The sequence below is a fragment of the Microbulbifer echini genome, assembly GCF_041447225.1.
GTDB classification, from domain to species: domain Bacteria; phylum Pseudomonadota; class Gammaproteobacteria; order Pseudomonadales; family Cellvibrionaceae; genus Microbulbifer; species Microbulbifer echini.
The window spans coordinates 224,825-236,215 of sequence record NZ_JBGMEL010000006.1 but is presented as its reverse complement, the minus strand read 5'-3'; the positions used below and the strand labels follow the sequence as shown (position 1 = coordinate 236,215).

Here is an 11,391-nt window from a genome sequence, read left to right as displayed (position 1 = left end):
TTTACGGCGCTTCAGATTGTATTCTGCTTCGGCAAAGGTGACTTGGTGCATGATCTATCGTAGCCTTGACGGATAACTGAATACTACCAAATTAGCTCGGAATTATTCAGAGGTTCCTTAGGTGTCGTTTGATCTTTTTTATTCATACCAAACTAGTTAGCAACTAGATTTGGAGAACAGAAGGAAACATGATCCATCTATTGGATATTACTGGGGTAGAAGAAAAATATATACTCCTCTTGTGGTAGGCCATGGATTCTCCCCTGAATGCTCGCAATCAATATCCGTGCCTTAAACCGCCCAAAGTCAACTGTATCCATCCTCTCTGCCATTTCAGTAAACCTGAGAATGCTATCAGTGCGAATATACGAATTCATCCTTTAGTGCTGCTGATTGGTTTTATATAATCGCATATTTCCGGGTCGCAATTTATCTTATTCTTGGTGGAGCCAGGTTAGGGGTAAAAGTCACCCCGGCAATAGTGACTTGATAATTGATTTATCGTAGTCTAGAACGGTATCAAATTAATGCCAAATTTACTTTGAATTATCTAGAGATTCCCTGGAGTTGGAAAAGAGGCTGTTTCAAACAAGATAGTAAAAAACAATAATCTTTAGGGTTGCGAAAACATTATGTTAAATTTTCAATTTAACACTACAAAATGTATCATAAGTAGTCCCGGTGGCTTAAGTAATATTAGTGACATTTGTGATCAATTAAACATAAATAAGCTGTTAGTGGTCACTGACCAAGGCATTGTAAATTGTGGTTTACTGGCAAAGCTAGAGGAGCAACTACACCGTAGATTTGAGTTCGTCGTTTTTGATAAAGTTGTCGCTGACCCAAAACAAGATAACGTTTTGTCAGCAGTAGCTTTGGCGAAGCAATATAATGTTGATGGTGTTATTGGCTTTGGTGGTGGCAGCTCAATGGATACCGCTAAAGTTGTTGCCGTCATGATGGATTCACGGCAACCTTTAGAGCAGTTATACGGATTTGAAAAGGTTCAGGGTGATCGCTTACCATTAATTTTAATACCTACCACTGCCGGCACCGGTTCAGAAGTAACGCCTATTGCGATTTTAACAACTGGAGAAACTACTAAAGCTGGCATTATTGCTAAACAATTACTGCCAGATGTTGCCTTATTAGATGCCCAGTTAACTATAGGATTGCCGGCTCATGTTACTGCAGCAACAGGTATTGATGCAATGGTACATGCCATAGAGGCATTTACATCCAAGCATAAAAAAAATCCCTATTCAGACATGTTGGCTAAGCAGGCCTTGCAGTTGTTATCGAAAAATATAGAACAAGCCACCCACCACGGCGAAGACATTGAAGCAAGGCAAAATATGCTATTAGGCGCTTGCCTGGCAGGTCAAGCATTTGCCAATGCACCGGTTGCCGCCGTACATGCGTTAGCATACCCATTAGGAGGCCATTTCCATATACCTCATGGATTGAGTAACTCTTTAGTGTTGCCGCATGTGATGCGTTTTAATCAAAGCGATGCCGCCAAACTTTATAGTGAGTTGGCGCCTTATATTTATACAGGCATTAATGCCTCTCAATCAAATCAAAAAGTATGCTCCGATCTTATTGTTTTTATAGAACGGTTAATTGAGCGGCTAAAATTACCAAACACCTTAAAGCAATTAGATGTTGGTGAGCATCATCTAGAGAAACTCGCCACTGATGCGATGTTACAAACACGATTACTAATCAATAATCCCAAGCCATTGTCTCATGATGATGCACTCCTAATATATCAGTCTGCGTATGAGGGGGCTTTGTGAGTAAGCAAGTTGTGTTACGTTCAGACTATTTTTGCATTGAAGAATTAACAACCAGATGGATGGATAATGATATCTATGGGCATGTAAACAATGTTATTTATTATTCTTATTTTGACACCATTGCTAATTGTTTTTTGATTGATAAGGCTGGACTTGATATTCACTTCAGCGAGGTCGTTGGCTATATGGTGAAATCTGATTGTAATTATGTGGCTAGTATTTCTTATCCTGATAAAATATGCGGTGCGTTTAGAGTTAATAGAATAGGTAATTCTTCAGTCGAATATGGTGTCGCAATATTTAAAGATGGACGAGAAAATGCATGTGCATATGGTACTATGACACATGTCTTTGTCAATCGTCATACGGAGCAACCGACAAAAATTTCTGGTCAATTGTTGGAGGCATTACAAAGTGCATTTATCAAGCCTTGAATGTTAAAAATATATTATTGTTGGGGTTGTATTATATACAGCATAAACTTATTTTTTTGAAGAGTAGCTAACTACTTAGGGTTCTTGAAATTAACCAGCCGATCGCCAACTGGTCTCCCGTGCTATTACAAAATGTGTCAGTTTTAATGTGAAACTTGGGTATACACTTTGAGCGTATTTCTAAAGTAGTGTATTTACGATCGTAGCGTTGTGACAGTGATTAAAAAATTCTCAAGTATACATCGGCCATAAATGGAGCGTCTTTCATAGGATGGTCAATATTGTGTACCTGTTGTGTCTTAGTGGTGGGTTTGGAGCTTTTTGCGCTATTTGTAGCGAGATGTATATGTTTGTTGGCAGTGTATCCGTTCAATCTGTTACACTGATTCCTAGATCTGAAGCCAATAAATAATAATGTCAGCGATGATGTGGTCTACAACAAGATACTGCATCAGACTAGTCGACAATTATCACATCATATTTATAAGCTGGTATGAAGAAATTTTATTTGTCTTAGGGGTGTTCCATTTGTAAATTACGTATTCAGACACGTATATGCAAGTTTTGAATAGGGTGTGCCATTGAAGGCGAACCCCAATATCATAGAATAAATTCTCGGAGGCACGCTGCGAAAAAAAGAATAAAATGCATTCTAGGGTGAGTTGTATTAATGTCTTTTGTAGTGCTCAAGAAGTAATTGATTTATTGCATTTATTTTTGTAGTGGGTGATGGCAGCTCATGCAATTTGCAGTTGTAATACAATCATTCTTACTAAATTTAAAGTGAGCGGAAACACGTAGATATTTAGCAAGGTAGTCTGGCTGGCCGCTAATTGCTTAAAGAAAGCGATAACCCATCGATTTATTAGGCTGTTCCCAGTAGGTGTGTGGCTGGGGAGATACAGAAATATAAAGAAGCTTCTCCGTATATACTTTGAGCGTCTGTACCAGCTTGGAGTGGCTTGCCGACTATCAGTTTTTTGGGGTGGTCGGCCTTAGTGAGCTTTTAAGTTACAGGGAAGAGTGGTGTATAGATTCAGCTTTTTAATGAGCCGTTACACATTACGTCACTTCAGTTGTGGTATGCATCTATAAATTCCGTCCACTCATCGATATTGAATGTTAACTTTGTTGCAATTTTATCCTTTTAAGTGCCTACTTTAATGCGAACGACCGGGGCTTCTCTTTGGAGGTTGCCTTCTTGTTTGGATTTAGGTTTTTATAATGGTTTTTTAAAATGACTTATTTATATAAAGTGAGTGTCGGTATGTTGGCACTTTCTTCAGCTTTATTTGGATGTTCTGTAGCTAATGATATGGCTGATACAGAATCTAGCTCCGCTTTTGATAGTTCTGAGAAACTCCACAACCTTGCAAATCAATACTCCGAAATTTTTTTGACTAATTCCCAGACGGATTCCTATTTTCTAAATGTTCCGTCAGACAGGCATAATCTATTTCTTAACAATTCCCCAGATGGTTTTTCGTCTTTAGGTGATTCCGAAGATGAAATCTTGAAGAATCTGGCCAATATAGATCCGGCTAACTTGAAGTCAGATCAAGAGCGAGCTTTCTATTTTAAGCTCAAGGAGCAATTGGAAGCGAATGTTGGGGTGAGGGTCTGTAAAGCAGAACTATGGTCCGTTAATCATATGTTTGGGCCTCATATCAGATTAAGCTTGCTAAGTGAGTTTCAGCCTGTTGAAACAGTACAAAATAAATCTGATGCGATTGAGCGTTGGCGCAGTGCCTCCGGTTACTACGAGCAGGAAATCATTAATCTGAAGGATGGGCTTAAACTGGGTTATTCTGCTCCTAAGAGCGTGGTTAGTCGTGTTATTAAGCAAGTGGACGCATTAACTCGAATTCCAATTGATGAACATCCCTTCTTTAGCTTGGCTCAGCGTGCAGAGGATCCAAAGTTTGCGGCTGCTTTTAAGCAAGTTCTTGTCGATGATCTGATTCCGTCGATGAAGCGTTATAACGAATTTTTGAAGATTGACTATTTGCCTAAGGCTAGAGTGGAGCTGGGTATTCATGCCATTCCTAATGGTCGTGAATGTTATATGGCTCAATATCGGTCCTATACAGGCTTGCAGAGGACTCCTGAACAGGTTTTTCAGTTGGGTTTGAATGCGGTTAAGAAAAATAAGATTGAAATTACTCGCTTGGGAGCGCTCTTTTACCAAGCAGAGTCCTTTTCAGAAGCTGTTGAGAGGGCTAGTGAAGATAAATCTCAGAAGTTCAATAGCGCAGATGAAATGCATGAATTTTATGAGGCGCTGGTGGCTAAGTCTAAGGATCTCAGTGCGGATTTCTTTTATGGAATGCCATCCATGGTAATGGAGGTAAAGGCTATCCCTGAGTATGAGCAGGGTTCAGGTAGGAGCGCTCATTATACTCCCGGTAATGAGGAGCGAACTGCAAGGTTTGCTTATGATCCCACCACTTATAAGTCATCTTCTTACGCCTCCGCAGAGACGGTGACTATTCATGAGGGGTATCCCGGACATCATATGCAGATAGCTTTAAGCCAAGAACAGGATACTTTTCATCAGATTGAAAGTACTTTTATGAATGGCGCATTTGTTGAAGGGTGGGGCAGGTACGCCGAGCATCTTGCTGAGGAGGCGGACATTTATCAGTATGCTTCAACAAAGATTTTAAGACGAGCATGGCCGGCACGGGGTATGGTTGCTGATACCGGGATGCATTTGCTTGGCTGGAGTAATGAAGAGGTTGCGGATTTCTTAAGGGAGTCGGGTGCTTCTTTTGCGAAAGATCCCAGTGCATTGATGGATCGGATGGCGGTAATGCCAGCTCAGCTGACCTCTTATGACTCCGGGGCATTGGAAATCTTTGCGTTAAGAGAGCTTATGCAAAAGGAATTGGATGAGGGGTTCGATATAAAAGATTTTCACGAGATTATCCTGAAAAATGGTAGTTTACCGCTGCCCATGCTAAATGGAAAAGTTTGGGCGTTCATTCAAGAAAAGAAAAAAGGATAGATAAACCTGTTCAATAATGGCTAGGGCCCGTATGTTGCGGGTCCGATTCTGTAGTCGAGTTAACGTCTTTAAGTATTTTCCAACACAGATGTTAGCCGGATACCAAAGAATAATTTCTCGAAAGACTAATTCCAGGGAATTACGTTAACCATGTATCTCGTACTTTCAGATAGATATTTCTGATGTTTTCTTAGCCTATATAGCTGCAAATTAAGTTGATCGTTCATCAAGTATTTGGGAGTGAAAAAGTGGGGCTAGAGTCTCTAAAATTTCTGTTCATCCCCTGATTTTTCGAGCTCTCGTGGTGACACGTTGGCGTGGCGTGGCTTGGCTGTGCGCTTCCCTCTCTCGTTATAGAGGCGGGAAACTGAGCGTTGAGACGGTAGCCTACGGCTGCCAATACTGCCGATTACCACAAAATGATTGTTAATTTCATCCCATACTATTTGTCTTCAAGGGTAATCGATTAATGTGGGGCTAGGAGATGCTTTAGAGAAAGCAGATTCTCGGTTACGAAATATACGACTTTAAACAGAGTGACCGAATACTCACAAGTGGCATAAGCGGGCAAGTAGAATTTCAACGGTGTGTTTAGAAAGTAACCAAAATATCGTTAAAGGATAAGGTAGACTTAAGTGGTGATACTCCAAGAATTTAGTCGCATCCTGATTCATATTGTCGATGTTTGAGCAATATGTTGTTCTCCTGTTTTTATACTGGCTATTGGTTTCTGTGTTCAATGGTCCTAGGTTAAAAGTGTAGTAGTTCATGCCTAGGGAATCTTCGTTCTATGGCTTTCACGCCACGTGTACTAGATTCTCCCGGGGAGAGAGGCCCTCTTGGACCTGGGCGATTCTTACTCAGAACTTTTGTACAAGAGGGTCGAATTTCGGGGTGCGTTCTCAAAATATCATATGGTGTTCTTTTATATTTCTTTGGTTAATATTTTGTTTGCTAAATCCCCATCTGCCTGGAAGCTAGGTCCCGCATAATTTCTTCAGAGCCTCCACCAATCGCATTCACCCGAACCTCCCGATAAATTCGCTCAATCCGCCCACCGCGAATATAGCCAGAACCGCCCAACACCTGCATAGCTTCACGCGCACAGAATTCGAGGGTTTCTGTCGCCTGTACTTTGAGCAGGGCAATGTCAGCGACTTTTAGCTGGTGTTGTTGTTCTGCCCAGGCACACAGATCGAGATAAGCTTGGGTGGCATTGATACGTTGCAGCATCTGCGCAAATTTATGTCGGATGACCTGATGATTGGCCAGACGCTTGCCAAAAGTCTGGCGTTCTTGCGCCCATTCGATAGCATCTTGAAGGCAGACGCGGCTGTACTCGACACAGGAGGCGGCGATACCCAGGCGCTCGCGATTAAAGTTGTGCACTATCGGCAAGAAGCCTTGGTTTTCGCCGCCGATCAGGTTGCTCTCGGGTACGCGCACTTGATCAAAAAAGATACTGGCGGTATCCGAGCACCACCAACCCTGTTTTTTATCGAGCAGCTGCCGGCTCACGCCCTCTGCATCTGCAGGGATTAACAGTAAGGAAATCCCGCCGAAACCCTCGTCACCGGTGCGTACAGCAGCGGTAAACCAATTGGCGCGCATGCCGCCGGTTATATAGGTTTTTTCTCCGGTCACAATGTAGCTATCGCCATCACGTACCGCGCGACATTGGATATTGGCCACATCGGAGCCGGCTCCGGGTTCGGTGACCGCCAGGGAAATATGTTTGTCGCCGCGTAAAACTGAGGGAATAACCCTATCTTTCAGAGCGTCGCTGCCGTAGTGCAGCAGCGGGGGCAGGGCGATGCCGTGGACCATCAGGCTAGCGTAGAGGCCGCCGGCGCCGGTGCGGGCCAACTCCTCGGCGGCGATGATCATGTGGAATGCATCGGTTTCAATACCACCGTAGTTTTCCGGATAGCCCATCTTTAGAAGGCCAACGTCCGAAGCTTTTTTCCAGAGTTCTTCGGGCAGCTGCCCCTCTTCGTCCCATTGAGTGATGTAAGGGATGATCTCCCGGTCGACAAAGCGGCGCAGCTGGTTGCGCCATGCCTGGTGGCTTTCGTCGTAATAGGGGCTTGCTATGCGGGAGGCATCGATATCGTACATGGTGAACTCCTTTAGGATGTGGCGTCGCTGGGAATTTTGGCGCTTTCACTGGGTGCGGCTTCGATCTGCACCAGCAGTTGTCCGCCGCGCACCTGGTCTCCGGCTTGAGCGCCGAGTTTCATCACGGTGCCATCGCGGTCTGCCCTTAGGCTGTGTTCCATTTTCATGGCTTCCATCAGGGCAATGGTATCTCCACATTGAACGGCTTGATTGGGCTCGACCAGAATTTTCACCAGGCAACCGTCCATAGGCGCAGTAATTCGGCCGCTGCCCTGATTCAGGCTAGATTTTGCCGGTGCGTGGGTGGTGTCCTCAAAATGGTACTGCCTGCCATCGCACAGTAGATAGAGGTCATTTCTGCGATGTAGGAACAGCCTTTTATAGCTGACGCCATTTACCAGTAGTTCTGTACTAAAGAGCTCGACTTCTTCTTGAAGCTTTACAAAATTGATTCGTTGAAGCTGGAATCGTCGGTCTCCAAGAGTGACTTGATATGTATTTTTTTCCAGCGCCAGTAGTTCGCAATTAAGTGGTTGCCCAGAAATTTCCAGGCGATAGCTTAGGGGAACGCTGCTATCACCATTGCGCCAGTCATTGCGACCGCTACGTTGATCTTGAGGGTTGGCGTGGCGCAGGTGATTGAGTAGCACCGCTTGGACCGCAACGTCCACTGGAACCGGTTCGGGAGACGTCAACGAGTTGTTTTGGTCAAGGAAGCTGGTGTCCGCGTCGCCGGCAATAAACTGGGGTTCCGCCAGGATCTTTTGCAGGAAGTGAATATTATTTTTCGGGCCGATAAATTGCAGCTGGGTTAGGGCACGGGTGAGTTTGCGTCGCGCTTCCTCGCGATCCTGCCCCCACGCAATTAACTTGCCGAGCATGGGGTCGTAAAACGGAGTGATATCGCCGCCACTCTTTAAGGCGTGGTCGATACGGACTCCTTGCCCCTTTGGCGCCCTCCAGTGGAGTACTTTCCCAGCCTGGGGCAGGAACTGCTGCTCGGGGTCTTCCGCGTAAAGACGCACTTCTATGGCGTGCCCCTGCTGCGTCATTTGATGTTGGGCGATGGGAAGGGCTTCGCCACGGGCTACGGCCAGTTGCCAGGCGACCAGGTCAAACCCGGTCACCATTTCCGTAACAGGGTGCTCTACCTGCAGGCGAGTGTTCATCTCCAGAAAATAGAATTCGCCGTTGGGGCAGAGCAGGAATTCCACGGTACCTGCGCATTGGTAGCCACAGGCGTGTGCGACGGTGACTGCGGCATTTCCCATTTTCTCTCGCAGATTGGTATCTACTGCGGGTGAGGGGCACTCTTCAACGACTTTTTGATGACGCCGCTGTACGGAGCAATCCCGTTCTCCCAAGTGAATGCAGTTGCCTTGGCTGTCTGCAAAGACCTGGATTTCAATATGTCGCGCATTGATCAGTGCTTTCTCCAGGATTAATTCATCGCTGCCAAAGGCACTCATGGATTCGCTGCGTGCCGCACGCAGCTGGGAGGCCAGTTCGGCATCTCCCTGGGCCAGGCGCATGCCGCGCCCGCCACCGCCGGCAGCGGCTTTGATCATCAAGGGAAAACCGATGCGCTGTGCCTCGGCGATCAGAGTGTCGTCGTCCTGGGCTCCCTGGAAGCCGGGAATACAGGGTACGCCGGCGGCAGCGACAAATTCTTTGGCTTTGCGCTTGTTGCCCATCAGTTCTATGACTTCAGCGCTGGGGCCGATAAAGCGCAGTCCGCTCTCCGCACAGGCATTCGCGAAGTCCGCATTCTCGGCGAGGAAACCGTAGGCGGGGTGTACCGCAGTGGCCCCGGATTTTTTTGCTGCGTCGAGAATTTTGTGGATATCGAGGTAGGATTCCGCTGAGGTCTGTCCGCCGATTGCCACAGCGATATCTGCGCCCTGGGTGTGTAGCGCATCGCGGTCTGGGTCACTGTAGACAGCAACAGTGCGATAGCCCTCCGCCTGGGCGGTACGTATTATGCGCAGGGCGATTTCACCACGGTTGGCGATAAGCAGGGTTTCTGTTGTCGACATCAGTGCTGCCACTCCGGTGATCGTTTTTCCAGAAACGCGCGGGCGCCTTCTCGGCCCTCATGGCCCTGAATTGCGCGGGAAAATTCCTGTGCGGCGCCGTCCAGCAGTTGGCCGAGGGCGGTTTCGTCGCTGACTCGCGCCGCATCCAGCAATATCTGTTTGGTGGCGGCCAGTGCGCCGGGGGCACAGGCGTTGATGGCGCCCAGGTGTTCCTGAAGCGCGCCTTCGAGGGCCTCGGGTCCGTCGAGCAATTGATGAATTAATCCAATCGCCAAGGCTTGTTGCGCATTCACTTTTGCCCCGCTGAGGGCGAGGCGCCGGGCCTGGGAAAGACCAACCCGCGCCACCACAAATGGGGCGATCTGCGCAGGCGGTAAACCCAAACGGGTTTCCGGCAGGGCAAAGCGACAACTGTGATCGGCGATGGCAATATCAGCACTACAAGCGAGGCCAAAGCCTCCGCCCATCACCGCGCCTTCGAGTACGGCAATGACTACGAGGGGAGTCCGGTTAAACTGCTGCATCAATTCGCCGAAGCGACGGTTGAGGTGAAAGAAAGCATCGCGATCACCGTCACCCGCACCTTGTTGGGCGTTGAGCATATCGGCAATATCGCCGCCGGCGCAGAAGTTGTGTTCCGCACCCCGTAGTACCAGCGCCCGTACCTGTGGATCCTCTTCCGCTTCTGCAAGTTTTTGCAGAAGCTCATCCACCATTTGCAAACTAATCGCGTTGCGCTGCTGGGGGCGGTTCAGAGTAAGATGGCGGGCGATACCGATGGTTTCAACAATAATTGTCTGCACGGGACTTACCTCACGCTGTGGGTTTACGCTTGCCGGGCAATATGCCCATCAGCTTGCAGATGATGCCGAGCATCACTTCGTCGGCACCGCCGCCGATGGCGGTGAGACGGCTGTCGCGATAGGCGCGGTTGATAACGGTTTCCTCGATATAGCCCATACCGCCCCAAAATTGCAGGCATTGGTCTGGAATAGAGCGGGACAGGCGGCCCGCCTTGAGCTTGGCCATAGAGGCAAGGGTGGTGACATCCTCTCCCGCCACATAGGCTTCCACCGCGCGCCAGGTCAGTGAACGCAGGCACTCCACCTCTGTTTGCATTTCCGCAAGGGCGAAATGGATAGTTTGATTGTCAATTAATGGCGCTTTAAAGGCGTGGCGTTCGCGCACATAGTCGATCGTCGTGCTCACACAATTTTCTAGCCCCTTTAAATTCAACGCGGCACCGGCAAGGCGCTCTTCCTGGAATTGCAGCATCTGTAACAGGAAGCCGGCACCTTCATCACCGATACGGAAATGTTTGGGTACCCGCACATTGTCAAAAAAGATAGGGGCGGTTTCTGATGAACGCATGCCAAGCTTGTCGAGCTTTTCACCGATGCGTACGCCTGCGGTTTTGGCCGGAATAATAATCAGGGATTTATTACTGTGTGCCTTGCCCTCACTGGTGTTGACCAGGGTGCAGAAAAAGTCGGCACAGGGGGCGTTGGTGATCCACATCTTACTGCCGTTGATCACATAGTCATCGCCGTCACTTTTGGCGGTGGTTTTTATCGAGGCCACATCGGAACCGGCTCCGGGTTCGGATACGGCAATGGCGCCGACCATTTCTCCGCGTACGGCGGGAATCAGGAACTGCTCTTTGAGATCCTGGCTACCAAAATTTGCCAGGGCGGGAGTACACATGGAAGTCTGGACTGAAATTGACAGGGGCACGCCGCCGCAGTGGGCACCGCCCAACTCCTCCAAGAAAACCGTTTCATAGCTGAAGTCGAGGCCGAGGCCACCGTAATCGCTGGACTTACTGATGCCGAGCAGGCCGAGGCCGGCCAGTTGCTGAAAGATTTCGCGAATAGGAAAGTGACCGGCTTTTTCCCATTCTGCCACGTTGGGGTTGATTTCCAGCTGAACGAAATTTTGTACGGTGCGCTGCAGTTCCCGGTGTTGATCGCTGAGTATCATTATTGTTTTCCCTGCCT

Annotated in this window: 7 protein-coding genes; 3 read left to right on the top strand and 4 right to left on the bottom strand. The window is 47.6% G+C overall.

Going from position 1 to position 11,391, the window contains the following annotated elements; translation table 11 throughout:
* Window positions 1-632 precede the first annotated feature (632 nt).
* The 3 genes from ACCI51_RS08285 to ACCI51_RS08275 all read left to right on the top strand — a co-directional run bounded on the left by ACCI51_RS08285 (window position 633) and on the right by ACCI51_RS08275 (window position 5,240).
* Window positions 633-1,799, top strand: coding sequence for an iron-containing alcohol dehydrogenase (locus ACCI51_RS08285; RefSeq protein ID WP_371843259.1), 1,167 nt, complete (start codon window positions 633-635; stop codon window positions 1,797-1,799).
* Window positions 1,796-2,233 (top strand): acyl-CoA thioesterase, encoded by a 438-nt coding sequence (locus tag ACCI51_RS08280; protein WP_371843258.1) that lies wholly within the window; start codon window positions 1,796-1,798, stop codon window positions 2,231-2,233. Before ACCI51_RS08285 ends, ACCI51_RS08280 begins: the two co-directional genes overlap by 4 nt.
* A gap of 1,237 nt (window positions 2,234-3,470) precedes the next feature.
* Window positions 3,471-5,240, top strand: coding sequence for a DUF885 domain-containing protein (locus ACCI51_RS08275; protein WP_371843257.1), 1,770 nt, complete (start codon window positions 3,471-3,473; stop codon window positions 5,238-5,240).
* Window positions 5,241-6,194: 954 nt separating this feature from the next.
* Here the strand turns inward: ACCI51_RS08275 and ACCI51_RS08270 are convergent.
* The 4 genes from ACCI51_RS08270 to ACCI51_RS08255 are packed head-to-tail and all read right to left on the bottom strand — an operon-like array spanning window position 6,195 to window position 11,374.
* Window positions 6,195-7,358, bottom strand: a complete 1,164-nt coding sequence (locus ACCI51_RS08270; RefSeq protein WP_371843256.1) for an acyl-CoA dehydrogenase family protein — start codon at window positions 7,356-7,358, stop codon at window positions 6,195-6,197.
* Between the two features lie 11 nt (window positions 7,359-7,369).
* On the bottom strand, window positions 7,370-9,394 hold the full coding sequence (locus ACCI51_RS08265) for an acetyl/propionyl/methylcrotonyl-CoA carboxylase subunit alpha (RefSeq protein WP_371843255.1): 2,025 nt from the start codon (window positions 9,392-9,394) through the stop codon (window positions 7,370-7,372).
* Window positions 9,394-10,197 (bottom strand): enoyl-CoA hydratase/isomerase family protein, encoded by an 804-nt coding sequence (locus ACCI51_RS08260; protein ID WP_371843254.1) that lies wholly within the window; start codon window positions 10,195-10,197, stop codon window positions 9,394-9,396. The genes ACCI51_RS08265 and ACCI51_RS08260 overlap by 1 nt, the downstream gene beginning before the upstream one ends.
* 10 nt (window positions 10,198-10,207) lie before the next feature.
* Window positions 10,208-11,374, bottom strand: a complete 1,167-nt coding sequence (locus tag ACCI51_RS08255; protein WP_371843253.1) for an acyl-CoA dehydrogenase family protein — start codon at window positions 11,372-11,374, stop codon at window positions 10,208-10,210.
* Window positions 11,375-11,391: the final 17 nt, after the last annotated feature.

Excerpts from the sequence above, each read along its gene's own strand:
- ACCI51_RS08265 (WP_371843255.1), bottom strand. The coding sequence starts at position 9,394 with ATGTCGACAACAGAAACCCTGCTTATCGCCAACCGTGGTGAAATCGCC.
- ACCI51_RS08285 (WP_371843259.1), top strand. The coding sequence starts at position 633 with ATGTTAAATTTTCAATTTAACACTACAAAATGTATCATAAGTAGTCCC.
- ACCI51_RS08255 (WP_371843253.1), bottom strand. The coding sequence starts at position 11,374 with ATGATACTCAGCGATCAACACCGGGAACTGCAGCGCACCGTACAAAAT.
- ACCI51_RS08270 (WP_371843256.1), bottom strand. The coding sequence starts at position 7,358 with ATGTACGATATCGATGCCTCCCGCATAGCAAGCCCCTATTACGACGAA.
- ACCI51_RS08275 (WP_371843257.1), top strand. The coding sequence starts at position 3,471 with ATGACTTATTTATATAAAGTGAGTGTCGGTATGTTGGCACTTTCTTCA.